Annotated in this window: 18 protein-coding genes and 2 pseudogenes; 11 read left to right on the top strand and 9 right to left on the bottom strand. The window is 56.0% G+C overall.

Translation table 11 applies throughout. The annotated features are described in order from the left end of the window. Positions 1-111: 111 nt before the first annotated feature. Both murJ and IVB05_RS43660 read right to left on the bottom strand, forming a co-directional pair. Positions 112-1,731 carry a murein biosynthesis integral membrane protein MurJ gene (gene murJ, locus IVB05_RS32620; RefSeq protein ID WP_247780103.1) on the bottom strand — a complete coding sequence of 540 codons (1,620 nt, stop codon included), beginning with the start codon at positions 1,729-1,731 and terminating at the stop codon, positions 112-114. Positions 1,732-1,743: 12 nt separating this feature from the next. Next, positions 1,744-2,346: a hypothetical protein gene (locus IVB05_RS43660; RefSeq protein ID WP_276578726.1), complete on the bottom strand. Its 603-nt coding sequence runs from the start codon at positions 2,344-2,346 to the stop codon at positions 1,744-1,746. A gap of 634 nt (positions 2,347-2,980) precedes the next feature. Between IVB05_RS43660 and IVB05_RS32610 the strand changes: the two genes are divergently transcribed. The 3 genes from IVB05_RS32610 (at position 2,981) to IVB05_RS32600 (ending at position 6,546) form a co-directional block, all read left to right on the top strand. Then, positions 2,981-4,393: a histidinol-phosphate transaminase gene (locus IVB05_RS32610; RefSeq protein WP_247780102.1), complete on the top strand. Its 1,413-nt coding sequence runs from the start codon at positions 2,981-2,983 to the stop codon at positions 4,391-4,393. Positions 4,394-4,401: 8 nt separating this feature from the next. Then, positions 4,402-4,875: a hypothetical protein gene (locus IVB05_RS32605; RefSeq protein ID WP_247780101.1), complete on the top strand. Its 474-nt coding sequence runs from the start codon at positions 4,402-4,404 to the stop codon at positions 4,873-4,875. Positions 4,876-5,091: 216 nt separating this feature from the next. Continuing rightward, on the top strand, positions 5,092-6,546 hold the full coding sequence (locus IVB05_RS32600; RefSeq protein WP_247780100.1) for an IS1182 family transposase: 1,455 nt from the start codon (positions 5,092-5,094) through the stop codon (positions 6,544-6,546). A 460-nt stretch (positions 6,547-7,006) separates the two neighbouring features. Here the strand turns inward: IVB05_RS32600 and IVB05_RS32595 are convergent, their stop codons facing one another. The 3 genes from IVB05_RS32595 to IVB05_RS32585 all read right to left on the bottom strand — a co-directional run bounded on the left by IVB05_RS32595 (position 7,007) and on the right by IVB05_RS32585 (position 9,941). Continuing rightward, complete coding sequence (locus IVB05_RS32595; RefSeq protein WP_247780099.1) at positions 7,007-7,720, bottom strand: HAD-IB family hydrolase; 714 nt, start codon at positions 7,718-7,720, stop codon at positions 7,007-7,009. 94 nt (positions 7,721-7,814) lie between these two features. Beyond that, the gene (locus tag IVB05_RS32590) at positions 7,815-8,459 is read right to left on the bottom strand and encodes a hypothetical protein (protein WP_247780098.1); all 645 of its coding nucleotides are present in this window, start codon (positions 8,457-8,459) and stop codon (positions 7,815-7,817) included. A gap of 459 nt (positions 8,460-8,918) precedes the next feature. Then, the gene (locus IVB05_RS32585) at positions 8,919-9,941 is read right to left on the bottom strand and encodes an ATP-grasp fold amidoligase family protein (protein WP_247780097.1); all 1,023 of its coding nucleotides are present in this window, start codon (positions 9,939-9,941) and stop codon (positions 8,919-8,921) included. A gap of 519 nt (positions 9,942-10,460) precedes the next feature. On the opposite strand from IVB05_RS32585, the gene asnB (IVB05_RS32580) reads away from it, so the two are divergent. From asnB (IVB05_RS32580) to IVB05_RS32565, 4 genes and pseudogenes are all read left to right on the top strand, one after another. Continuing rightward, positions 10,461-12,449, top strand: a complete 1,989-nt coding sequence (gene asnB / locus IVB05_RS32580) for an asparagine synthase (glutamine-hydrolyzing) (protein WP_247780096.1) — start codon at positions 10,461-10,463, stop codon at positions 12,447-12,449. Between the two features lie 88 nt (positions 12,450-12,537). Beyond that, positions 12,538-13,713 (top strand): glycosyltransferase family 4 protein, encoded by a 1,176-nt coding sequence (locus IVB05_RS32575; RefSeq protein WP_247780095.1) that lies wholly within the window; start codon positions 12,538-12,540, stop codon positions 13,711-13,713. Then, positions 13,710-15,077 carry a hypothetical protein gene (locus IVB05_RS32570; protein WP_247780094.1) on the top strand — a complete coding sequence of 456 codons (1,368 nt, stop codon included), beginning with the start codon at positions 13,710-13,712 and terminating at the stop codon, positions 15,075-15,077. Before IVB05_RS32575 ends, IVB05_RS32570 begins: the two co-directional genes overlap by 4 nt. Before the next feature lie 115 nt (positions 15,078-15,192). Continuing rightward, positions 15,193-16,292 (top strand): annotated as a pseudogene (locus IVB05_RS32565) (IS3 family transposase). Positions 16,293-16,548: 256 nt separating this feature from the next. Here IVB05_RS32565 and IVB05_RS32560 read toward each other — a convergent pair. Next, complete coding sequence (locus IVB05_RS32560; protein WP_247780093.1) at positions 16,549-17,673, bottom strand: glycosyltransferase; 1,125 nt, start codon at positions 17,671-17,673, stop codon at positions 16,549-16,551. Positions 17,674-17,929: 256 nt separating this feature from the next. On the opposite strand from IVB05_RS32560, the pseudogene IVB05_RS32555 reads away from it, so the two are divergent. From IVB05_RS32555 to IVB05_RS32545, 3 genes and pseudogenes are all read left to right on the top strand, one after another. Then, positions 17,930-18,199, top strand: a pseudogene (locus tag IVB05_RS32555) (hypothetical protein); the annotation flags it as partial. A gap of 330 nt (positions 18,200-18,529) precedes the next feature. Next, on the top strand, positions 18,530-18,931 hold the full coding sequence (locus tag IVB05_RS32550) for a UDP-N-acetylglucosamine transferase subunit ALG14 (protein WP_247780092.1): 402 nt from the start codon (positions 18,530-18,532) through the stop codon (positions 18,929-18,931). Next, a complete protein-coding gene (locus tag IVB05_RS32545) occupies positions 18,928-19,410 on the top strand; it encodes a glycosyltransferase (protein ID WP_247780091.1) in 483 nt (160 codons plus the stop codon). The genes IVB05_RS32550 and IVB05_RS32545 overlap by 4 nt, the downstream gene beginning before the upstream one ends. Positions 19,411-19,471: 61 nt before the next feature. Here IVB05_RS32545 and asnB (IVB05_RS32540) read toward each other — a convergent pair whose 3' ends face one another. From asnB (IVB05_RS32540) to IVB05_RS32530, 3 genes are all read right to left on the bottom strand, one after another. After that, on the bottom strand, positions 19,472-21,373 hold the full coding sequence (asnB, locus tag IVB05_RS32540) for an asparagine synthase (glutamine-hydrolyzing) (protein ID WP_247780090.1): 1,902 nt from the start codon (positions 21,371-21,373) through the stop codon (positions 19,472-19,474). Positions 21,374-21,635: 262 nt separating this feature from the next. Continuing rightward, entirely contained in the window at positions 21,636-22,673 is a 1,038-nt protein-coding gene (locus IVB05_RS32535) for an aldo/keto reductase (RefSeq protein WP_247780089.1), read from the bottom strand. After that, positions 22,654-24,306 (bottom strand): GMC oxidoreductase, encoded by a 1,653-nt coding sequence (locus tag IVB05_RS32530; protein ID WP_256472654.1) that lies wholly within the window; start codon positions 24,304-24,306, stop codon positions 22,654-22,656. Before IVB05_RS32530 ends, IVB05_RS32535 begins: the two co-directional genes overlap by 20 nt. An 860-nt stretch (positions 24,307-25,166) precedes the next feature. On the opposite strand from IVB05_RS32530, the gene IVB05_RS32525 reads away from it, so the two are divergent. After that, positions 25,167-26,195 carry a glycosyltransferase family 4 protein gene (locus IVB05_RS32525; protein WP_247780087.1) on the top strand — a complete coding sequence of 343 codons (1,029 nt, stop codon included), beginning with the start codon at positions 25,167-25,169 and terminating at the stop codon, positions 26,193-26,195. Positions 26,196-26,485: the final 290 nt, after the last annotated feature.

Below are 26,485 nucleotides of genomic sequence, written 5' to 3'. Positions count from 1 at the left end.
CGCGCCTGCCTGACCAGGTCTGCCAGGCTAAGGCTTTTTGGCGGGGAGCCAGCCGCTTGTACACTCATGCAAGTTCTTCCTTCCTCACAGGGTACGCAAACATCGAGACGCTCATCTGCGCTTTTGCCCGCGCGCGGCCCAGGGCAGCCGACTGCACAGTATGGCCCAGAGCAGGCTGACCTCTGGCACGCGCAAGACCAGCAGCAGCGCAGCATAGATCACCAGGCCCGCGGCGCTCAGCAAGACGATCTGTACCAGCAGCGGCAGCGCGGCCACCTGGGGCAGCATCGCCAGCAGCGCGCATGTCAGCCACAGGAACGCGGCCGCCACCGCGGTTTTGCCCAGCGAAAGACCAAGCTCCGGCAGGCGCAGCCCTTGCAGCCGTTTGTTGAGAATGAGCAGCAGCGTCAGCGCGCCAATCAGATAGGTCAGCGTGGTAGCGAACGCAATACCTGCCACGCCCCAGATTTGCATCAGCAGATAGTCAAGGACGGCGTTGAGCACCAGCGAAAGCAGGGCAACGTTGCGTAGCGTGCGATTATCTTGCAGGGCGTTATACATCCGCCCGTTGATAAAGCCGTAGGTGACGATGAATATACTCGGCGCGAGAAACATCACGGTGGACGCCACCACATCCGTGGCCTGCGCGCTAAAATTGCCATGGTGATAGAAAATCTCCACCACCGGGCGCGACAACGAACTCAGCAGCGCGCCAGCGGGCAAGAGGATGATTGCGGAAAAAATGACCACCTGGCGGAAGGTGGTGGTTAAGAGCGTAAATTCGCGGCGGGCCACTTGCAGCGCGAAGACCGGCAAGAGCGCCGTGGAGAGCGCCGTATAAAAGATCCCCGAGGGCATATCCACCAGCTTGATCGCGTAGCTGAGCGAGGCAATGCTGCCCGGCGGCAAGAGCGAAGCCATAAACTGATCGACCAGATTGTTGCCGTTGACCATCAGCGCCCCAATCAGCATGGGCGTGGAAAGCGCGGCAATGCGCTGAATGCCCGGATGCCGCCAGGAAAAATCGAAATGAAAGCGCAGCCCCATGCGTAGATAGGCAACGACGAGCAGCAAGAAATTCAGCGAATAACCCACAATCGTGGCCCAGCCCAGGGCATAGATGCCCCAGGAACGCGCAAACAGCAGAAACGCGATAATGCTCAGCGTAATCGTGACGGGAGCCAGCGCTGGCAGAGCAAACCGCCCATAGGCATTCAGAACGGAGCCAACCAGCGTCACCAGCACTTGCAACAAGAGCACGGGCATCAAGAAGCGCAGGAGGATGACCGCCAGCGTCTGCGTGGGGGCATCCATCTGCCGCGCGAAGACCGTCACCACCAGAGGCGCGGCCGCGGCCAGCGCCACCGTCACCACCAGCGCAATCAGCGTGCCCAGCGTCATCGCGGCCCAGAGCAGGCGCATGGACTCCGCCTCGCCTTTGTTTTCGCGGTAGTCCACAAAGACCGGAATCAATGCCGCGCCTACCGCCGCGGTCAAGACGCCAGAAATGGTTGTGGGCACGATCAGCGCCACCGTATAGGCGTCCATGGTTGGGCCAACGCCAAAGGCCGAAGCCGTCAGCACCTGGCTGACGATGCTCAGCAGCCGGGCGGCAACGGTGACATACAAGACGACCGAGATGGCGCGGCCAGCGTGAATCACGGTCCCCTGGCTTTTGGGCGCGCCATCGCGCGGGGGAGCCGTTTCCAGAAGGTTTGTGGATGTACTCATGCCTAAATTGTCTCATAAAGCTCCCGTGCTGCAACGGACTCGCGTGCGAGCGAGGTCACGATGAAGCGCGGATTGGCGCCCTTCGGCAGATGCTCCGCCTTGGCCACCACGCGGCGCTAGCAGCAGATACCCTTTCGATATCAGCTTGCGGGCGCCATCAAGGTTGTGGGCGAAGAGACTAGCGAACGTGTTGCCCACTAGCTTTGGGCGGGTTCCGGGAGCGGCGCGCGGCAGGAAATAGAATAGGGACTGCGGCAGGAACAGGGGAAAGAGGATCAACTCCGTTTGGGCGACCAGCCACGCCAGGCGGTAGTCCCCGAACTCCTGCGTGGACAGGTGGCGGACCAGAATGACAGGGACCAAAAACTGCAGAGCATACTCTAGCAGCCCTGCGGCCGCGAGAAATCCTGACTTGCCGCGAATTCGCGATCTCATGCCGCGCGCGCGTCTCCTGTGTGCGGCCCGCTCCAGCAGGCTTTCGTACTTCCTGCGGAATGGAGCAAAGGAACGCTGCTCAAAGACACGCTGACGATCGCATCTTCCGAGGTCGTGCCCGATACCGCGGGATTCCCACATGGTTCGCTCGGCCTCGCTGACGTAGTTGATCCGCTGCAACAAAGACAATTACCGCAAGTAACGACGAAGCAACAGTAGGTGGGTTCGCCGAGCAGCACTATTGCGGGCTTCTGGTGATCGAGAATAGGTAACCCGAAAGGGTCGAGCCGCGGACCGGTTCAAAATACTATGCTGCTAGTTCCCTTGGCGAACACGCGACTCGGCACGAGCCGCGGGGCCGTTCGGCGGAGAACCAGTTCTCTCGCTCGGCGATCCAAAGCTCTCCACGCCGATTGAACTTCCCGGTTTAGCGCTTGCCCCATTCCGCGATCTGCTGGTCTGGGCTTGAATGGGTTAACCCGAAAGGGTCGAACCGCGGACCGGTTCAAAATACTATGCTGCTAGCGTGTGAGTTTGGATGCCATGCGTTGACGTCCTCTCATTAGGGAGCTCATTTCAAGGATGTGCGGAATTTCCGGTATTTGGGAGCGTAATAGTTGCAGCCTGCAAGATCTGAAAAGACGGGCGTCTGCAATGACGCAAACCCTGAGCCACCGCGGGCCGGACGACAGCGGAGTTTGGTTAAACGAGCAGGCCAGCATTGCCTTCGGGCAGCGTCGCCTGGCAATTATCGACTTGTCGCCAATGGGACATGCTGTGACACGACGAGGAAAACATTTCGCGGAGGAAGGAAATGAGCGTGAAGAGGGTGCTTGGCCGCAAGGACGAGTATATCGTCGGCCTGAACGGCGCGCGGCTGCCGTCCATCGATTTCTATACGCTGTTCAGGGACTATACGAAAATTAGCGCCTTCCAACTCGTGCAATATTCGACGTTGGAGGTTGTTGCGCTCATCCGCTGTTCCGAACCTCTGTCGGCAGAGGAAAAAGCGCGTCTCCAACAGGCGCTCGTTCTGCACATCGGAAAAGGCGTCCCGATCTACATCGAAGAGCGGGAGAAATTCTTCACCAATTCTGACGGCAAAGTGCTCATCATTTCGCGACAGATGGGCAGTTACAAGCTCTCGTCATTTGAGAGCTACAGCCTGCCAGCGCAGCATGCCTGGGCCGATCAACGGCAGGGAATCGCGTCTTATAAGCTCGATTGGAACGAGGCCGACGAGGCGCCTGATCGGGAGCTGCTCGCAGTCATGCGCGAGCTGTTTTCGAGCGACCATTACCTGAAATGGTATCCGGAAGCGCGCCATGCCGGCCTTTTGAAGAGACTCGCGGCGCACGTGGCTGTCGAGTCTGACGGACATATTCTTCTTACGCACGGCTCCGACAACGGCCTTCGCCTGATTTTGCAGGCATTTACCGATAAGAGCGTGTGCATGGTGATCATGCCCACGTACGACAATTTCCGCGCCCAAGCGCAGGGGTTCGGCAACAGAATCGTCGGTCATCCCATGCACGACGGCTCGGCCGCTTCTCTGGATGGCCTATTGAAGGAAATGGAGCGGCAAGAGCCGCGTCTGCTCTACGTCACCAATCCTAACAATCCCATCGGTTACCAGATCATCAATGCCGGGCTTGCGCGGCTCTTGTCAAGCGCGGCCAGGTTCCACGGCCTCGTGGTTGTCGACGAGGCATATTGGGAATTTTCCGGAGAGACTGCCCTTCCGCTTTTACGCGACCATGACAATCTTGTCATTGTTCGCACCTTTTCGAAGGCCTTCGGCCTTGCCGGCATGCGCTTGGGCTATGTCCTGGCGCGGCCAGCTCTGATTGCTACACTGGAAAGGATCGACAATGTGAAGGACGTGACCATGTTGAGCGCTACCGCGGCGGAATATTTGCTTGATCATTATGCCAAGGTGCAATCCTTTGTGGCGGCGGTCAACGCCAACAAAGAAGCATTCTACGTCTATTGCCGCGACCGCGGTATCCGTTATTTCCCTTCGGCGGGGAATTTCGTCTCCTACGAAGTCGATTCCGCCGAACGTTATCTTTCTTTTATGGCGGAACGGCGGGTCTTTCTGCGTGACCGCAGTGCTTATTTCGATGGCGAATTCGTTCGCGCCACAATCGGCGGAGGAGAAGGCTTCACGAAATTTCTCGCGGCCGACAGTGCTTACAGAACCGCAATTGCTACTAACGCCGCTTAGAAACCTTCGTGAGCGGAAAGGAGGAGGGAATTTTGCTCGGAAATGAGGGCGAAGTGATGGATGCCGTCTCGGAAAGGCACTCCCCGCCTTCCAAGTTTCGGGCCATTCGTCGCCGGGCCGTTGAAGACAGGATGTTCATTGTCGATTGGTTGTTCTTTGTCACCATCATTCTGGCAATAGCGTCCTCTTATTATTGGAAGGACGAAATCGGCCCAAGTACTTATCGCGGTTGCGGTTCTATGTGGCGTTTACGTTGGCTATGGCGTTCGTTATTTCGGAGTCTGGCTGCGCAGTCGCCTGCTCCTGGGGTGGTCCGTTCTCGGCGTCCTTTATCTTTTTCTGTCCTGGACGCGCTGGCTGCCCGGGACGCCTTACGTTTTTCTTCAAGATTATATTTTGCGAATGGGTTATTTCACATGCCTTGTCTATCCGGCGACAGCAGCCTTCAAGAGCGCGAAAAGCAGGCAAGCTGCGAGTTTTAGGCCTCTTCTGCATTCTTTCTGCTGTCGGATCGGCGCTGAGTTATCATTTTTTTCCGGTTTACGACGGATTTTGGAGGGCGAGCAATCCGGATTCATTAGCGACATCATGGACTCTCTCAATTATGCAATCAGCAATGTCCTAGTCCTGTTTGGGTCCAGGCTGTGTGAAAACCCGGTCGATGCTATGATTCCCTTGCTGAATCGGCGGGGGAAGTGATGCAGGGTTTCGTTCAAGGGGCGGATCGCCAGCAAGCGACGCTGTTGCCGGAATGCCTCGATGATTGGGTCGACGAGGGCAATTCTATTCGCGCGGTCGATGTGTTCGTGGATGCGTTGGAACTGCGCGACCTCGGGTTCGATGGGGTTGATCCTGCAGCGACCGGCCGGCCGGCGTACCATCCTTCGTCGATGCTCAAGCTTTACATTTACGGCTATCTCAACCGGGTGCAATCGAGCCGGCGGCTGGAGCGCGAGGCTGGCCGCAATCTCGAGGTGATGTGGCTGACCGGACGGCTCGCGCCGGATCACAAGACCATCGCCGACTTCCGCAAGGACAATGGCGCAGCGATCAAAAAGGTTTGCGCGCAATTCGTCGAGTTGTGCCGCAAGATGGGCCTGCTGACGAAGGCCAGCGTTGCCATCGACGGCAGCAAGTTCAAGGCCGTGAACAGTCGCGACAACAACTTCACGCAAGGCAAGATCCAGCGCCGCCAGAAGCAGATCGAAGAGAGCGTGACGCGCTACATGAGCCAACTGGACACCGCCGACCGCCAGACGGCCGCAGGAGAAGAGCCGTCGGAAACGGTGCTGATGACCAAGACGCGGCTTAGGGAAAAGCTGGCGAAGCTCGAAGAAGAAGTGAAACGGCTGGCCGCGATTGAAAAGGCATTGCTCGCCTCGCCCGACAAGCAGATATCGCTGACCGATCCCGATTGCCGCTCGATGGCAACGAGCGGGCGCGGCTCAGGCATGGTCGCCTACAACGTACAAAGTGCGGTCGACACCACGAACCATCTGATAGTCGCGCACGAGGTCACCAACGTCGGCACCGATAGATCGCAACTGGCGACGATGGCGCAGGCGGCGAAAGCCGCGCTGCGCAGCGATCATTTGGACGTCGTTGCGGATCGGGGCTACTTTAAAGGAGAGGAACTCCTGGCATGCGAACAGGCCGGGGTCGCGGTCACGCTACCCAAGCCGCAAACCTCGGGAGCCAAGTCGGCAGGCCGCTTTGGGAAACCTGATTTTGTCTATTTGGCCAAGGACGACGTCTATCGTTGCCCGGCCGGCGAGAAGCTGGCGCACCACTTCACCGCTGATGAAGATGGTCAGAAAATACGGATTTACTTGACGAAGGCGTGCCGCGCATGCCCGTTCAAGGATCAGTGCACAACGTCCAACGAGCGCCGCATCAAACGCTGGGAACACGAACACGTCGTCGAGGCCGCGCAGATGCGGCTCGATCAGAACCCGCAAGCCATGCGTGTGCGCCGCGAAACCGTCGAGCATCCGTTCGCCACACTGAAGATGCGGATGGGCGCAACACACTTTCTAATGAAACGGTTGCCCAATGTCGCGACCGAAATGGCGCTGAACGTACTCGCCTACAACCTCACGCGCGTAATGAACATCGTCGGCATCAAGCCGCTCCTGGTGGCAATCCGGACGTGAAGAGCTCGTGCTGTTCTGCGCATCGTGTGACCGTTCAGGTCGCTCAGCATGGCCCGAGCTTGCGCCCGGGTTGACTCCGGACTCGATAAAGCAAAAATATCCTCAGACCGTCGTGTCGACGCCGATCGTCCCCGGTTGCGTGCAGTTTTGGGGGAGGAAAAACGTTTTTACACAGTCTGGGTCAGAATCAGACCGATGACAGGGATGCCGTCAGAGCAGGTGACTTCGTCGCCCAAAATCACGTGGACGCGCGCCGGCTCAGCCTGCCCCCGGAACCCAGCCGCGCCGGACATGATGTCACTCGCTCATCGAGAGCACGTCGATCCATGCGCGCTCGCTCATAAAGACGCGCATACGTGTTGTATCCGTCAAACGAATGATTGGTGTGGATGTGCAAGGCAAATTTGAGCATCGGCGGGGCATCATTCGGTGGTATCTTTCTTCCACTATATTTAACATATTAACGGTGGGCGCCAGCTGGCGTTTGGCTGATATGTCCTATTGTTCGGATGATTGACCACCGGTTCGACCGCGCTTTTCTTTCCAAGAACGGCTCCGGGTCGACGGCACACGCATTTCCCACCAGTGAAAGCAAAGGAATATCGCTGGCGCTGTCGCCAAAGGCCCAGCTCTCCTTCCACTCTATCGCGCCTATGTTAGGTAGTTCTTGGCGCACTTTCACGACCTTCCCTTCACCCAGACAATCGGTGCCCTGGATGCGACCGGTATAAGTCCCAGATGAATCCCTTTCGAGGACCGTGCATATGAGCCCCGCTCCGACCGATTGAGCGAACGGCCGGAGATATACATCGAGACCTGCACTCACCAGATATACAGAGAAGCCGGACGCCTTGAGCTTTTCGAGCAGACGGATCACGTCTTCTTTGTATCGATTGTGCAGACGCTCCGCATACGCTTCGGCGGCTGCGCCCAGATCCCTTTCTCGATACCCGGCATACAGCCTAATTAAATGCGCGCGGTACGTATCCCCGCTCAGCAATCCTATTCGGTGAAAAAGACGATAAAAGAAGTGGTTGATGAACTTTCCGCGTCCGAAACCTGGATTGTGTTTAGAGGAAAGTAAAAAGTGCCGCGTAAAATCGGTGATGGTGTAAACATCCACCAGCGTCTGGCACACGTCAAATAGTGCTACCTTAATGTGATGCGCCGGCATACTCTCACCCATAAAGTTACGCAATAAAGGGCTTAGGTCCGCATCGGAACCAAAGGTCCGGAGCCGAGCGGGCTCTGGCGAAATGATGTCTTGATCACAGGAGGCAGAAAATTCTCGAACCTTTGAATATCATTTTATACCGATAAGCGTCGACACGCCAGTCGCCTTTGTCGCCAAATCGATAAAGCGAAACGATTAGCGGGCCGATGAAGAAAATGTTCACGCCCTCATCGTTCAGAAGGTCGACTTTCTTCCCCGCTCCACTCGACATCGCAAGTTCCGCGATCACCGCGCATGCGGAATCCGCTTCGAACGCGTACCGTCCAGAAAGATTCGCAATGATCTCTTCGTTCGTAGCATTACGGGCGAGTTCGACGACGCCGATCTCAAATCGTGTAGAGGGTGCGATTGGCTTGGCGCGCAAAAGAACATTCTTTGAGAATTCGGTCCATGGATAGATACCGTTCGGCTTCCTGCCAAATACCTCTAAGCTGGTGCCCGGTGAAAGGAGCAGCGACACTTGCCGATGCCGGATGAGCACGAGCGTTCGGTTTACGGCCTCTTCGATCGCTGTTTCGATGTGTTGCGCGAATTCGTTGCCGCGGGCGCCGAGATTCTTCAGGACCAAGCTCGGGTCATCATATTTCGCTACTACTTTTGGAAGCGCCGTTGCAACGGCGATGGTGACGAGCGAATGGATTTTGTCCACCTGTTCGGCCGTGAAGGGTGTACCACTCATGTAAGTTATCCTTCCTTGAACGTGCTGAATCGAGGCCCCAGGCGCTCTTGAGCTGCGTGAATTGTACCACTTTTTGACCAGACACACGGCAACAAAGCATAGGTTTACGCCTCCAAACACGAACCTGAGAATCGCACGATAGATTCGACGCACCTCGTCGCTGGAAGATACGAATGATAGGTTGTTCGTAGTCTTCGCCGAAGAAACACTGCGAGTGCGTACGCATCTAGGACTTTTTGTTGTGTACCTTGCGACGGCGTGAACGCGGTTTTCGGTTCGCTATATGTCGATCCAATGCGTCGGCGCGCGTGAGAAAATCGATAACCTCGTCCCCTACCGGAACCGGAAGCTCTGAGGCGGCTTCATTGTAGTCAATCCTCAGCACCGGCGAATGCGCCTTTTTTGTACCGCGCATTATGTGAAGCAATGGGATAGTCGCGCACGTGTTTGATGGATTTGTTAGCTTCCAAGAGTCTTCCCAATCCAGTAGTTCGGCGCAATATTCCAAAAGCTACCTCCCTCAAAATCGAAAGATTCAGGGAAAAAGGATTCTCGACCGCTTCCGTGATAATGCGTCAATTCGCCGAAAAAGATCCTGTCGTCGGGATTGTATAGATCGACTCGGACGTAATCGAACGGTGCAGCAAGTTTCTCCGAAATACGAATCATATCGGAAAGCCGGGGTGGCGGAGATATATAAGGACCTTTTGGATACTTCCAGCCAGCATCCAGCTGCCGCCAATCTGGCGTGAATAAGCTCCGTCTGCCACTTCGTTCGCCGTCCATCTTCGGCGTTGCGTGAATGAACTTACAGGTGCCGTGAAAGACATGAAATTTATAATCTTGCGCAATTCCCCCGTTTTCCTCACGAAGAAGTGCCTCGACTATTACCTTCCTGCGGATGCTCCAATATGCCCACTCGTGCTTAAAGATGCCGTACGGGATTTTTTGCCAGTTCGTTAATCTTACGATCATTTTCTGTCGGTCGACGTTTTCGCCAGTTCGGACTAAAATCGTGCTGCCTGAATCGTGATTGGTTTTAACGACGTATTCCGCAGGCAACGTATCGAACGGTATTTGCCGCGGATCATCCCCGACATACAACAATGGGACGAGTATCTTATCGGCCTCCGGCCCCAAAGCCTTTTCTACATACTCGCGCACAAGATATTTGTCCGACGTCGGCGGAAGAAGCGGGTTGCGGTCGAACAACTTCTTCCACACTATTTTTTGATTGAGGCTTTTCGGATTTGTCAGATCGAGCTCGTAGCCTACGTATTTCAGAAACATAGCCTTTTCATATTTATATCCGCTCATCGTCTCGAAGAAGTTGAATATATGACCGCAAGACGCGTACACCGGAGCCCAGTGCCAAAACGTCCCGCGCAACCGAGCGAGTAAAGACTTCATTGCAGACGCCCGCCTTTTCAGATCTTGCAGGCTGCAACCATTACGCTCCCAAATACCGGAAATTCCGCACATGCTTGAAAAGAGCTCCCTAATGAGAGGACGTCAACGCCTGGCATCCAAACTCACACCCTAGCAGCATAGTATTTTGAACCGGTCCGCGGCTCGACCCTTTCGAGTTACCCATTCTCGATCACAGGAGAAGCCTGATCTTCCCCCGAAAAAATGGACAGGGTTAAGCTGCTTTGAGAACTGCCGCCCTAGAGGCAGGCGCAGTATCGGTTTGTGGCTTTGACTATGACGCGAATTCAGTCGCTGCGAGCCGATACGTGCAGGCTCAGGTAGGCAATCCCTCTAACACGCGACTCGGCACGAGCTGCGGGACCGTTCGGCGGAGAACCAGTTCCCTCGCTCAGCCATCCAAAGCTCTTCATGGCGGTGACTTCCCGGCTTAGCGCTCTGGGCTTCTCCTGTGATCGAGAGTGGGTAATCCGAAAGCGTTGAGCCGCAGACCGGTTCAAAATACTATGCTGCTAGGGTGTGAGTTTGGATGGCATGCGTTGACGTCCTCTCATTAGGGAGCTCGTTTCAAGCATGTGCGGAATTTCCGGTATTTGGGAGCGTAATGGTTGCAGCCTGCAAGATCTGAAAAGGCGGGCGTCTGCAATGACGCAAACCCTCAGTCACCGCGGGCCGGACGACAGCGGAGTTTGGTTAAGCGAGCAAGCCAGCATTGCCTTCGGGCAGCGTCGCCTGGCAATTATCGACTTGTCCCCAATGGGACATCAACCAATGCTCTCGGCCAACGGGCAATATACAATTACGTTCAACGGTGAAATATATAATTTCCGAGAACTGAGGGCCGAATTGGAGCGTTGCGGAGTTCGGTTTCGAGGGCATTCAGATACAGAAGTTATTGTCGAAGGATTTGCCCAATGGGGCGTCAAATCGACCATCGCCCGCTTGAACGGGATGTTCGCAATTGCAGCGTGGGACGCCGGAGAGCGTCAACTGTTCCTAGCTCGTGATCGAATGGGCGAAAAGCCGCTTTATTGGGCGATTTTCGATGGACTAGTTTTGTTCGGATCAGAATTGAAGGCACTGCGCGCTCATCCGGGTTGGAATCCAAGTCTCAATCGTGGAGCGATCGCCGCCTTTCTTCGGCATAGTTATGTGCCGGGTCCATTCACGATCTATGAAAATGTCTACAAACTGCCGCCCGCCGGGTTCGTCAAAATTGCGAGCGGCGGCGGTCCCGAAGTGGGCGTGTACTGGGATCTGGCCGGTGTTGTTTCGCAGGGGCAACGCAATACGCTTCGAGCCGACGAAGAGGAACTGGTCGATGAGCTCGAGGGGTTGCTGCATGATGCAGTATCGCGCCGCATGATAGCGGATGTTCCGCTTGGCGCCTTTCTGTCGGGCGGCTATGATTCATCTACAGTCGTCGCACTGATGCAGAAAACTTCTCTGAGACCAGTCCGGACGTTTACCATCAGCTTTGAGAACCCCGCATTCGACGAAGCGAAGCACGCTGAGGCTGTCGCGCGACATCTTGGGACCGACCATACAACGTTTCCCGTTAGCGGCGCTGACGCTCTCGCTGTAGTGCCGAAATTGGCCGAGATGTATGACGAGCCATTCGCTGACCCCTCCCAGATCCCGACCCATATTGTTTCCGCGTTGACGCGAAAACGCGTCACGGTAGCTCTGTCAGGAGATGGTGGAGACGAATTATTTTCCGGGTACAAAGGGTATCAATGGACGGAGAACGTTTGGCGACCGAGTGCGAAGATTCCCCTTGGGCTGCGCCGCCTCGTGTCTTCAAGCATTCGCGCTGTGCCGCCTAGCACTTACAACAGCATAGCGCGCTATGTGCCATACTTTCGGCGGGTGCCACGTGTCGGTCAAAAGGCCCATCGGTTGGCGCAAATCCTCTCAGTGTCATCGATCGATTCCGCGTACTATCAACTTGTCTCGCGCCACCAGAACCCAGACAGTCTTGTAAAAGGATCACAAGAGGTGCGGACAGCCTGCTGGGAGCAGAACCTCAAGGTCCTCTTGCCAGATCCGGTGGACCGTATGCGCTACCTGGACATGTGCACGTATTTGCCCGAGAACATCCTGACTAAGGTTGACCGTGCCTCTATGGCTGTCGCTCTTGAGGTGCGTGTTCCATTCCTCGACCATCGTCTGGTTGAATGGGTCTGGAAGCTGCCGTCATTTCAGAACGCGCGTGCCCCACGCCCCAAACACTTGCTCCGGCGTGTTCTTGCCCGCTATGTGCCCGATCGTTTGGTCGAGCGCCCGAAAATGGGGTTCGCGGTTCCGCTTGCAGATTGGTTGCGCGGTCCGTTACGGAATTGGGCCGAAGACCTGATGAACGAAGCTTGCCTGAGCGCCGGTGATATTTTTCAGGTCGGGGCCATTCGCTCGCTCTGGGCCGAATTCTTGAGCGGAGATAATGAGCGGTATTTCCTCATCTGGAACATTCTAATGTTTCAGGCGTGGCATCGTCGGTGGCGGAATGCATCAGTGGCGGACACCGGAACAAAACGCTTGGCATCCCTTGTATGCGATTCCTGACAATGTCAAATGCACATCCTCAGATATACGGGCATATCTACCCGAAAGTCGCCGTCATATTGCGGTCCCATTAAGCTCGGGGTGTCACGTGCGAATTCTCTCGATAGATTTTACCATTCCCTATCTATTGAAGGATGATGACTATCCGATCGGCGGCTTTGCCGTCCAACTTTCAATATGGCTTCGCGCGCTTGAAAAAGCCGGTCACGAAGCCGCTCTCCTTACCTGGAAGGGGGCTTTGGCCCATGTAGGTTCGGGCCAGCAAATCAAACTTATCGAAACCTATGATCCCGCGCATGGGGTGCGGGTTGCAAAGTATTTCTACTCATATATCCCAAAAGTATTGGCAGCTGCCCGCGCCTATCATCCAGATATTATGATCCAAGGCGTATGTGGGGTCCATACCGCCATCATGGCTTTCGTCGCCGGCCAGCTAGGGATTCCGTTCGTTCACCGCGTTGTCAGCGACATGAACGTCGATGAACGATGCAAAGCCGCTCTTCCATTGTATGAATGGTTAGCTTATTCTTGGGCTCGGCATCGAACAGCCGCATTCCTCTGTCAAAATGAGTATCAACGCGAAAAATTGGCTGCGCTTTTTCCGGGCAAGCCTATTCACGTCATTCATAACGCCGTTGTCGTAGCAGAGGAGGCGGCTCCTCCTTTGCCGCGCGCAGAACGCAGATATGTCGCCTGGCTTGGTGTCTTCCGCGATGGAAAGAACTTGCCATTGCTTTTTCGAATCGCCAAGGAATTTCCGGCCGTCAAATTCCGCGTGGCAGGGATGCCAGACCGAGTGGTTGATCAAGCGACGCTGGATGCCGTGAATGGCCTGCGCCATCTGCCAAACGTGGAACTGGTTGGCAATGTCCGGCGGGCAGACGTTCAACAATTTCTATCAGAAGCGACGATGCTTCTCTGCACATCGGATGTCGAGGGCTTCTCGAACGTGCTCCTGGAGGCTCTGGCTGCGGGCACTCCTGTTGTAACTCGGCGACCTGTCGACCCAGACCTGATCATTATGCGCCATGCCCTTGGCGCATCGGCTGAGGATGAGTTGGCACTTTCCAAATCCGTGAGCACAATTTGGGACATGGACACGAACGAATACAACGCAATCGCGGCGCGATGTCAGACGTACGTTAAGGTCAATCACTCGCCGACGGCAAAAGCTCGCGAGTTAATTGCGGCTTTGACGCCTCTTGTCGCTAAGTCAAAACGCCCAGGGCAACCACTAGAGCAACCAATTCCGATAGGTCGATGAGTGGATCTTTGAGTCATAGCGGCCAAGCGCCTTATCATCTCACCTTGCCAGTCGCGCAAGCTGGAACCTTTTTCTTTCTGTTGTTCGTTTTCATGTTGCCCTTCCAGCGTGTGCCATTCCTCACGGAAAATCTGTTCGGCATCCAAGGGTTCAAACCCTTCAACTTATTATCAGCAGTAGTCTTGGCTTATCTGGTGTTTAACACTGCGTGCCTGCACGCGACCGACAAAATCGAACGAATATCCATCAGAATTTTTCTCCTGTACTTCGCAATTCTTGCCATCGCCCTCATTCGATCAGTTCCAAACACGCCACTTTTGCATAGTCGCTTCCCTGATTCATTTCCAGAGTCCTACTTTGACTTTGTACTATCGGCTTGTATTGTGCCGACCTTTTTCACTCTATCCTTCCTGTTTATCCTTAAGCGTATGTGCTCCTTTCAGGAGCTCGAGAGGATCACGACGGTGATCTGCCTTTCGATGCTATTGCTATCAATCGCTTTCGTCTCGCTCGTCCTGATGAATCCGTCCGTTCTGCTTTCAGAACGCTCGAGCGGAACGGCTGGGCTGGATCTAGCTAGCAGGGACGAAATGGCCCAGTTGTGCGCAGCGTATTTTGGAACCCATTACAATGTGATTGGAAGCATGTACATTTCTACCGTGCCCTTGTTGCTCTATCGAGCTCTTACGCGCGGCGCTCTCTGGATCGCACCCCTGTGTCTATCGCTCCTGGCGGTTCTTCTCCTCGGGTCACGAACCACGCTTGTCACGGTAGTAGCTTCGTGTTCCCTGTTTCTGATCCTGCGGCGCAGGTTTGACATTTTAATTCTAGGTGCTGCGGCGGCTGGCGTCACATCGTTCTTTTGGATCGGACCAACCGTTAACGCTGTTCTTTCGGTCGGGCTTGGTAGCAGTGCCGGCTTCTCGGCCGATGCCTTGCTGACGGGCCGGGTTGATTCCCTTTGGGGTCCGCTGCTAGAGGAGTGGACGAGCAATATCGGCCTGTTCCTGTTTGGCGCTGGTCGCCACGGAATGGGGACGAGCCAACTTTGGGACACAGGAGCCCTGATACAGGCCAACGTAGCGCATAATGCAATTGTCGAATTCTTTCTTGATTGCGGGGTGATTTTAACCGGTGTGCTTCTAATTTTCCTTCTCGTTGGAATAGCTACCGCCTGGCGAGTTGGGCGAAGGTTGAATAGTGACCTATATTGGGCTCTGTTCGCGAGCATCTTTGGTTATGGGATTAGCATGGCGACTGGGCGTGACATCCTGCCAACATATGAAAACATGTATGCATTTCCGATCATTGCGATGATGATCAACTTGGCGCGGTTGCGCTATCTGGATACCTATCACAGTTGATCCAGTCCGACAAAATTGTCTAACGTGAACTCCAAGCCTCCTGGTGATTTGTCCTAGTTGACCTGCCACTGCGTATTTCCTCCAGATGGAGTCCGGCCCGCAGAAGGACGGACAGATCAAGCGAGCAAGGTTAACGGAAGAGCAGATTATCGCGGTGTTGAAGGAGCATGAGGCCGGCGTAAAGACGGCCGACCTGGCTCGCAAGCACGGGATCTCCGAAGCGACGATCTAAACTGGAAGACCAGATTCAGCGGCCTGGATATCTCCGAGGCCAAGCGGCTGAGGGCCTTACAGGAAGAGAACGCGAAGCTGAAGCGGATCGTCGCCGACCTGTCGTTGGACAAGGCCATGCTGCAGGATGTGCTCTCAAAAAAGCTCTGAAGCCTGGCCGCAAGCGCGAACTTGTCGACAAGTCGCGCAGCGACTGGAAGGTCTCGATCAGGCGTGCCTGCTCGACCCTCCGGATTGATCGTGCACTTTACGTCTATAAGTCGAAGCGCGGCGACCAGGCCGACCTCAAGCATCGCATCAAAAGCATCTGCGAGACCCGGGTGCGCTACGGTTACCGGCGCGTCCACGTATTGTTGCGGCGGGATGGCTGGTCGGTCAACGTCAAACGCATCTACCGGCTTTACAAGGAATTGGGCTTACAATTGCGCAACAAGACACCCAAGCGCCGCGTCAAGGCCAAGCTGCGCGATGACCGCAAGCCTGCGACGCGATCGAACGAGACCTGGGCCATGGACTTTGTCCATGATCAGCTGGCAACTGGGCGCAAGCTTCGGGTGCTCACGATTATCGATACGTTCTCCCGTTTCTCGCCGGCGCTGGAGCCACGGTACACGTTCCGCGGCATCGACGTCGTGGAGATGCTGGAAAGAGTCTGCAATGAAGTGGGATTCCCGGAGACGATCCGTGTCGATCAAGGCAGCGAGTTCGTGTCGCGCGATCTTGACTTGTGGGCCTATCAGCGCGGCATCACGCTGGACTTCTCCAGGCCGGGCAAGCCAACCGACAACGGCTTCATCGAATCGTTCAAATGGCAAATTCCGCACCGAGTGTCTCAACACGCATTGGTTCATGAGCCTTGACGATGCCCGCGCGAAGATGGAGGATTGGCGTAGAGACTACAACGAGATCCGACCCCACAGCGCGATCGGCAACAAGGCGCCGATATCGCGATTGAATGGCTCATCGGCGCCCCCGCCAGCATGAGCCTAACCCCAGAAAATTCCAGCTGGGGCTGGCCTAGTTTTGGGGGAGCACTTCAAGGCCCGGCCGGGGCGAACTCAGAGCCGGATAAAACTTGGGGGCAGGGTCAGTGCATCTCATAACCATGAGGCACAGCAATTGCAATTGCGCTGCCCCCTCTTCGTCGTCGCCGCTATCACTTCGTATTTCGATCCGCCCCTCATCCGATCCTGACATAGCAGACCTCCACGCCAGCATTTGCAGCTCTACCGATAGCTCCTCAATCAAAGTCGCGCGTTCCCCTCCTATCTGCCACCCTCCGATACAGGCAGAGATACGCATTGGTCATCGCGTCGAGCGAAAATGTTGTTTCAATACGCCGACGCGCTTCCCTGCCGAATTCGCTAGCAAGTTTACGATCATCGAGGAGTCTGAGCACACGATCGGTCAAAATTGCTGCGTCGTGGCTCGGAACAAGAAATCCTGTGTGTCCGTCCAGGACCAGTTCAGGAGTGCCCCCTTCGTTTGTTGCCACGATTGGCTTACCCAACGCCATGCATTCGGTTATTGCGTTGGAAATACCCTCACCGTGTAGGCGGCTGTTGGTAAGGAGAACTCCGACAGTGAAGAGATTAGCGATACTTTCTACATCGTTCCGCTCACCTATAAATTTTATGCGCGGCGAAGGTTCTGGTGGGACGCTATCGCGCACTCGCTGCAACGTTTCTCCGGCGCCGACAGCCAGAAAGGTAACATCGTCCCTAAGATGGCAAATGCGGCATGCCATTTCGACAAAGGTTGCGTAATCTTTTCTGGGCGCGAAGTTCGCAACCATCCCCACGATGTGGGGTGTCGTCACTCCCAGAATGCTGCGGAGCTCTGCCTCGTCCGTCAAGTTAGAGACTCTCTCAGGATTGAACCCATTGTAGATACATAGACCTTTGCGCTCGGGAATATGGTAGGCGGCTAGGCCCGCGCGCGAATTGGCGACAACAATGTCTGAAAATGGGATAGTCAGCTTGCCGCTGAAATACTGTTTATTCCACAGCGCCATATGCGGCGGCGCGTCTCGCACAAAGCCATTAACGAAGGCTGCGCCGCACAGTCTTGCAACCGGAGCTGCATAAATGGAGCACATCGAGCTCCAGGAGTGAACGACATCTATTTTCAAATTGGAGACCAGCTCGTACAAACTCCTGAAAAGGCGCAAATCTCTCTTGCCCCTCCGAACGAGCTGGATGACTTGCGCGTGGTCACGGTCAATGTCGTAACGAACCGTCTCCTCGTCCATAACCGCGACGAATGACTTTATGTCACGGTGAGCGAAAAGCCCTCTCAACAGTTCGACGATTTGCCGTTCTTTCCCTCCCCGGCCTAGGCGGTCGGTAAGGTGCAATATACGCATCTCAACGCTCTCCTGAGTGGACTGATTTGGTCGCAACGAGGTGGTTCAGCGCAAAATCCAACATTCAACCGCGTTCGATGTAGGCCTTCTCATTTTCTCCTAGACGCCGCCTCAAGTCTGGATCCTCTATGAGGCGACCCAGTCAGAAGCGAGCCCCTCGACATCACCTGGTTTAACGATCAGCCCAATGCTCTGTGCTCAATAGTATCTGGAAGAACCCCGCCGACTTTGCGTCGGCTGTCGTGAACGCAGCTGCACCCCGCACGTTTCGCAGAACAACACCAAACGCCGCTCTGCGATCGATGCGCGCTCGACCAGGCATCCCGGCCATCGCATCAGCAACATCGAGCGGAAACGCATCGAAGAACTGTTCGGCTGGATCAAGACCGTCGGGAGCCTGCGCAGGAAAATCGCCACAAATATCGTGCGTGCGACGTCGTTCGGCGCCCACCGATCGTGTTATCGTCGCCGTAGCGGCACACATCGAGAAACTCGGCTCCACAACAAGATTTCAGCAGGCTGCTAGAACGGCTATAGCGCGCAGACACTGCACGAATAACTTAGCAAGTCTCGCGGGTTGATTGCAATCAAAGACCTCTCGGTGAAAACGCCGCAACCCGCCTTCAGCCCGTCTCCCCGAGGTAAACCGAAATAGGTAATCCGCAAAAGGTTGAGGCTCAGCGCGGTTGAAAGAATTATACTTGGTGTTTGGATAGTGCGCTCGGCGGGAAGATCTCACGCTTTGCGCTTGCGAGGCAGAGATACGGCCATCAGCCGCCTCAGCGATAGTAGAGCGTGGCAAAAGATGAGAAACAGAATTCTCGTAGTGACTTCGGGAGGCGGGCACTGGACTCAAATGCGCCGTCTGGCGCCGGCACTCGATGGGCTGGATGTTGCGTTTGTAAGCGTTGACAAGAGATACGCGGAAGCGGTCTCGAGCCACCGCTTCTATACAGTGGTCAATGCGACGCGCTGGAATCGGTTGCGATTGGTGCGTCTAGCTGCTCAGCTTATGCTTGTATTGATAATCGAACGGCCGCACGTGGTGATCACGACCGGTGCAGCCCCTGGGGTGATTGCCCTGGCGCTCGCGAAACTTTTCTTCCACTCGAGAACTATTTGGATCGACAGCATTGCGAACTGCGAACAGATGTCTCTCTCAGGCATCCTGGCGCGCCGCTTTTCCGACGCATGGCTGACCCAATGGCCCCAGTTGCAACGGGCTGGCGGCCCAGATTATTGGGGGGCGGTCCTGTGATATTTGTCACCGTCGGCTCGATAATGGCTTTCGATCGCCTGATTTGCGCGATGGATAAATGGGCCCAGGAGCATTCGGAATATGAGGTCCTGGCCCAGATAGGCGATGGCAATTATCAGCCGAACCGTATGCGCTGGATGCGGACGCTAACGCCAAGTATGTTTAACGACACCGTCCGGAATGCGGCTATTGTGGTTGCCCATGCGGGAATGGGCAGCTATCTCGTGGCAACAGAGATGGGCAAACCAATTGTTTTGCTGCCGCGGCGCGCTGCGAACCGGGAGCACACGACCGATCATCAGGTTCACACCGCTCAGTGGCTGGGCAAGAAACCGGGAGTGTATGTCGCGCTGTCGGAAGACGAACTGGAGTGTGCCGTGGAAAGGGCTCTGGCCGAAGGCGGCATTGCAGCCAGCGAATTTGAGAGATTTGCGCCCCAGCCGCTTCTGAGCAGAGTTCGACAGTTCCTGGTAGAATGAGCTTGGACGACTGTACGCGCCCGCACGCGAAACGGGCTCGCGCGCGCGGATCGGATGCTCATCATGCGCGCCCAATTGCTAAATTTTCCAGACCTGACGGCTTGAAGGTACGCAGAAACATCTCCAGGTTGAGCAGGGACCAAAGCATCTTTTCATGGTTCTGACGGCGGGCGAGATGCTCGTGGACCAGGCGCTTCAAGATAACTCTGTTGCAGAAGGTTGCCACACACGCACTCTCGCAGAGCAATAAATCGGCAACAAATTCGTGATACGGACCCCGAAACCACTCCTCAATCGGCACGCGAAATCCGATTTTCTTGCGCGTCAGAATCCCTGGCGGCAGCGTGTGCTCCATCGCGGTTCGCAATACTGACTTGCCGCCCCCACGGCCGACCAGGAAATTGTCCGGAAACCGTGCAACAAGCTTGGCAAGAATAGTGTCCATAAATGGCATCCTGCCCTCAATCGAACCTGCCATCATCATTCGATCGCCACGTTCAAGGAGATTGTCAGGTAGCCACGACGTCTGATCGAAGAACAGCGTACGCCGAACATTGGATCCGATGCGGATCGAAAACGGATGGGGATCAGGCGGCGTCATGGGTAGTGAACGTCCGAAAATCCGATCCCGCTCGTTCATAGAGACACCGCCAAACCAGAGTTGCATCCGGCTCGGCCAATCCCGCTCGCCCGCTGCGGTAGTCAGGGTCTTGACGCGACGCATATCGTACGGAAGTGCGTGCATGACGGGCGATATGATGCGGTCATGAATGATCCGGGGCACCAGTCTCTGATAGAGCGCGATCCACAACTCGGCTCGATGCTTGGGATAGCCGCCCAACAGTTCGTCCGCTCCTTCTCCGGTGAGGACCATTTTCACCTTGCTTGCCGCCATATGCGACAGCATCATAATTGGAATGTCAGCCGTTTCGGCTACAGGCGCGCCGCGACGCAGGATGGCGGCCGGCCAGCTCTTCAAAAAGTCGTGCGGCTCCAGAACGAGTTCCTCGTGATTCGTGTCGAATTGGCGAGCGATGGTGCGGGCGTGATCGAGCTCGGAGTAGGCAGCTTCACGAAAGCCCACTGAGAAAGTGCGTACGCGCTCAGAACTATGACGGACCATTGCAGCGACGACTGCAGACGAATCGATGCCGCCGGACAGGTAGGCTCCAAACGAAACGTCGCTCCGCATGCGGATGCGTACGGCATCATCGAAGGTCTCCTTGAACATCCCAACCGCTTCGTCGAAATCTGTGATGTCTGGCTCTACCGACGCCAACGGTGGTGTGAAATACCGGGTAATGTTCGTGCGACCTTCGCCCCACACCAAATAGCAACCGGGTGGAAGCTTACGCACAGCGCGAAAAAATGTCCCGGGGCCGGGCACATAGCGATTGAGAAGATATTGCTCGACTGCATGTGGATCGATAAGGCGATCCACGCCTGGAAACTGGAGGAGTGGCTCGATTTCTGAGGCGAACAGGAGGCCTGATTTCTCGGCTACGAACAGTGGCTTCTTGCCAAACGGGTCGCGCCCCAGGACGAGGTGTTGGGCCGTCGCATCCCACAATCCGAAAGCGAACATGCCGCGGAAACGTCTAATCGAATCGAGTCCCCAAGCGCGATAGGCTTCGATTAGCACTTCCGTGTCGGAGGACGTGCGAAAAACATGACCGAGCGCGATGAGCTCATCGCGCAGCTCAACATAATTGTAGATCTCTCCGTTGAAGATGAGAGCGATAGAGCCATCAGCGCTCCACATGGGCTGGGTTCCGCCCTCGACATCGATGATGGAGAGGCGCCGATGCCCAAAGCTGATTTGATGGCGCCCGCCCGCAGTATCGGCCTGCCAATATCCCGAGCCGTCGGGGCCCCTATGATTCATAAGGTTGGTGAGGCGGACAAGAGTTTCGTAATCTTGCCGGTGCTCTCCTCGGAGTATCCAGCCAAAAATCCCGCACATCGCTCATCACCAGCTTCTGCGATCCGGACAGTGCTGGAGCTACGATCGACCCTCAATGGGTAAAACGGATTACCCTATTTGTGCTCACGCAGCCGATCAGCACGCTCCCTAGTCCCAGGGCGGCAGCGGCGCTGCCGAGAAGCCTTATAAACTCACGTCGCTCTCGTCGGCGTCGGCGAGCAGCAGCAGAGTGAGGACCATCGCCGCAGTTCTTACACCGATGGAAAGTTCGAACTCTCTCTGCATTTGTACCCACCCATGTTCAAGTTGCAGCTAGCCCCTTCGCCAGCTCTTGCAGCCGTGTCTTTGCGGGCATCTGCTCCAGACGGCGGAGGTTGAACTCCAGATGCTCTTTCTTAAACATCGAAAAAAGCGTGATTCCATCTTTGTTTGTCGCAAGTGCGTAATCCGCCAGGAACGCCGCGGCAATCTCCTCGCTGCTTCCGCGATAGCCGGCTTCGCGCAACACCTGCAGTCTGATCGCGTTCGACTCGATCAGTTCACGCAAGCGATCGAGAGCCCCAGATGTGCCGTAAGCGCTATGCGTTACGAATGTGATGGGTCGTCCGGGCGGCTGTCGTCTGGCTGCCTCCGCCAGGGACGGCTCGAAAGGGTTGTTCGCAACCTGAATGATCTGATAGATGCTCGAGTGTGCAACACCGAGCAAGCCAGCCTCTAAAGAGGAGGCAATGGAGATCGTTTTTGCCTTGCCGCTTCTGATAATTCGTTCCAGCACCGCCAGAATATCGTCACGTACCACCTCATTCTCGTCGGCTTCGTGCAGGGCAAGAACTTCGACGTGATCCGTCCGCAGCCGCTGCAGGCTTTCGTCGAGACTAGCCGAGATTAGTTCCGCAGTGATCGGCAGACTCTTCGCTTTCGGACGCGCACTGGTCACGTATTTTCGAACCATTGGAACGGAGTCGACGATAACGCGTACCACTGGCTTTGCCGCGCGCAGCAGTAGCGGCGTTCGTGCCGGCCGGATCCCCACCTTCGTGCAGATCCTTAACTTGTCTCGCCTTCCTTGCACAAAGTCCCCAAGTATCGCCTCGGCTTCAGCATCACCATATGACGGTGCCACATCAAACCACGTGATCCCGGCATCCCACGCGCGAGCAAGTGCGTTGAGCCCCTCCCGGCGACCGACGCGCGAGCCGAGGGAGGCACATCCCATGCCGATTTTGGATCTAGGACCGGTATCCTTTGCACTGAGCTGCATCACTATTTGTCCGTATTGTACTGCCGTATGGCTTGCTTCCAGATGGCGCACTTTGACTTCATCGGAACGGTAAACCATGAACTTTCCAACGTTCTGCAAGACGCATGGCAAGGGCAACCGCTGTTAAGGTGGGATTGGCTTGTCCCGACGTCGGCAGCACTGCTGTGCTGACTACGAAGAGATTGGCGGAATCGAATGTACGGAGATTTTTATCGACCACGCCGTCATTCCTGTTGGTCCCCATTCGAATTGTGCCAATCTGATGTGCGCCGTGCTTAGCTTGGCTGAGAATTGCGCCCACGCGCTGGTCAGCAGGGACATTCCATTCCAGGTAACCGAAACCAGTTCTGGTCAACCAATCCGAAAGCAGCTCATGCGTACGCGCCATGGAGCGCGCATCGGTTTCATCGAATCGAAGGTCTACGCAAATCTTTGCGAGGCCGGTCCGATCGGTATCATTTGAAAGCGTCACTCGGCTGCTCGGTTGCGGCGTCTGTTCCGCATGATACGCAAGGCGGTAGCGGAAATCCTTGTTGCGAATGAAGAAGCCAGGCAGCCGCGACTTCGCCATGTAACGGCGCCACACGAAGTCGGTCGAAACGGCTATCGCGCTCGGGAGTCCCTTCAAGACATTGAGCATATGGGCAGGGATGTCGACCGGCTCCGGCGAAATGTGCAACTTCCTGATCACCTCTGAGACGATAAGGCGGCCCACAGGAGGGTAAGACAGAGCCAAGTAGGCCAAGGACAAAATTGCACTGCCATGTCGGGGATCGTATACAGCAGGCACCACCGGATACATAGCGCTGTTTAGGATTCCTTCGCGGAGCTGGGTTGCTTCGCTAGGAACAAACCGGCGCCTGACATAGGAACCATGCGAGTCGATAAAGAAGTCGAACGCGCCAGCGAGTGCCGAATTGCGAAAGACGATCTCGCCAGTGTGCCCAGTTACGTGCGCCATGTAATAGCGGCCAAGCGGACCATTGCTGCCGCCGAACCGATCGGGCGAGTTGCGTTTGGCGGCAAGGAGCAGCCGGGTGCTCTCTAAGCCCCCAGCCGCGATCACGAGATGACGCACCGGTAGTCGCAACCGCTGCAAACCGTCGGAACGGACGATCTCAAGCGCCGTGACGAGACCGTTCGGGGCGAAATCAATGCCCACCACCGTAGCGCAGAGGCGAACATCGATGCGGCGGCTGGTTGCCAGGTTTTTCCCATGAACTTGCTGCAACTTCTGGCGGTTGACTGCGCGCTCCAAGGTATGAAAACTGAACGTGCCGTCGTTGGTCGTGACGCCGGGAACTCCCAGTTCAAAAATTGGCTCGCCTGATTGAGTGTACCGGCAGGCCTTGCCGTAGTGCGGAAGCAGCTCCTCGTAGGTGATCGGCCAGCGCGCTCCAACCAGTCCCGGTCGCTCGGCGAAATCGATCGGGTCAAATCTTACACAGATGCCCCCCCATAAATTCGATGTTCCGCCGAGTTGGCGTGATATCGCAATGCCCATGTCATCGTGGATGTCGGGTCTGACAATATCGGCGTCGGAAAGTTGTTGGATGTAGGGATCCGCTGCTCTACGACCCGATTCAAGAACCAGGACCCTGAACCCCAGGTTTTCGAGCTCCACCGCAAGACATATTCCGACGGGGCCAGCGCCGATGATACAGACGTCATGGGACGCGTCGGTCAATCCATCAAAAGTTGTGCAGATCACCTTGGTTAGCCCTTATATCCAAGCGAGATCCCATCGAGCCGGAGAGAGATGAGATATTTGAAAGCATATTTTCCAACGGAGAATGGCCAAGCAAAAAGCAAATGCAGCGACATCCAGTGACGCCGCATTGTCGCTGCTGCCGGTGCCGAACAAGCTCAACTTCGGGCGAGGGCACGAAGCACCATCGTTGGGGCGGAAGACTGACGGATTGCCGCGCAGCATGCTCCGTTACTTCGGAGGGGAATCTGTGCATCCATGCGTCGCCCTGCTTGCGAGTTCCACCGTATCGACCATCGTCAGGACATCAATGGGGCATCCTGGAATGACGACACATCGCCGCCCGCGGCATGTCGACTTAGCCAAGTCCGAATAGCCAAATCCGAACACCGCAATATTTCACCCTGCTACAATAGCCTTGGGCGAGCTGAGCAGGTGGGGCAAAAGGGCTGTTACCTTGGGCTGAGTGGCTAGCCAATTGTGAGTAACTCGGTGATGGACCGAGTTTCGTTCGCTTCCGTCCACGTAATCCCGCAACGTGAACGCCGAGCCCCACCACATCCGCAATCTCTCGGACCGTCGCTATAACGCAGGCGGCCTGTCCTCTCGATCCACGCTTGTGATAGAGAGGGGATTACGGCCTTCAGGCCATCCACCGCCACGGAAACTATCGCGCGTCGGTGCGCCGCGTTCTCGAGCGTTGGATTGATCTTCGCCACCAAAGCCCGCAATGTTAGGCGGGAATTGCCGACGATGGCTCCGCCTTAGAGTGATGACGGATTTCGGTGTATTTGATGAGTACGACCCAGAATGCCCTTCGCTTGATGGTAGCTACACCCCACGGCGCGCATGGGGAGGGAGGAATGGATCGCGTTACGGATCTCATCATTGATACCCTTGACCGACGCGAAGATCTTGGCGTCAAGGCCGAGCGACTGATAACAAGGGGACAGAAGAGCACTTATTGGGCACTGCTGGTCTTTGTGCGGGCGCTGGTCCAATTCTGTGTCGCCGCAGCGCGCGGTAACGTTGACCTAATCCACTGCCAACTCGCATGGCGCGGGAGCGCGTACCGCAAGCTGATCATCGCGGCTATAGCGCGCTATTTTGGAGTGCCTTATGTCGTTCATCTTCACGCCGGCCAGTTTGGTGAATTCTGGGCAAGTGCCGGCACATGTTTGCGTCGAAGCATCAACCGATTGTTTGCGGATAGTGCGGCGATTATTGTGCTAGGCGAGTATGGTGCGCGCGTCATTCTCGATCGGCTTCCCAGCCTTCGAGATAAAATTTCGATCCTTCCGAATGCGAGCACGACCCCGAGCCAACAATATCGGAGCCGGTCGGAATCTGGGCAAGTTCGCATTACCTTCCTCGGTTACGTTCGTCCAGAGAAGGGTGTGCCACAACTCGTTGATGCGCTCGGAAAACTGGCGTGCCGCACCGACTGGACGGCGACCATAGCTGGAAGCGGAGAAATAGAGCAAACCCGCGATCAGGCTCGACGGCTGGGAATCGTCGATCGAGTGGAGTTGCCGGGCTGGCTTGATCCTTCAGAAACCGCCGCGTTGCTGCAGCGGACCGATATTCTTGCGCTGCCATCCTTTGTCGAAAATCTCCCAATGGTAATCATCGAGGCCTTCGCTTACGGTATACCTGTGGTCGCAACACCTGTTGGTGCGGTTCCTGAAGTCATTGCTCATGAACGCAACGGGCTCCTCGTGCCTGTTGGGGACGCCGAGGCGCTTGCCAAGGTGCTTAGTCGATTGCTCGAAAATGGAGCGTTGAGGCGAAGTCTGGGCGACGCTGCCCGTCGTGACCATGCAGAGCGATATGAAATCAACACCTACATCACGCGCCTCGCATCGATCTGGCGAAAGGCGGCACGATGTTGAGACACCAGAATTGTGAGGACAATGGTTGCCGGCAGAAAATGTGTGATAGCATGCACTATACTTTGAGCGACTACCAAGACTTGGTGAGCCAGCAGCAGGACCTCCTCATTCAGCAAAAAGCAGGTTGAAGGAAGCAAAGGCAGCGCTTGCCGCGATCAAGGAGACACGCGACAGGAACCGCGGCAGAGTTCCGGCGCACGCTGTACGACGAGCTGGCGAAAGCCGAACAGAAGTCCGCAGGCGTCGCCCGGGATGAGATCAAAGCCGACCGGCGAACGAAGCTCCAGGAT

Origin of the sequence: Bradyrhizobium sp. 170 (assembly GCF_023101085.1) — a bacterium.
In the GTDB taxonomy this organism is placed as follows: domain Bacteria; phylum Pseudomonadota; class Alphaproteobacteria; order Rhizobiales; family Xanthobacteraceae; genus Bradyrhizobium.
This window is presented reverse-complemented; position numbering and strand designations above follow the sequence as displayed.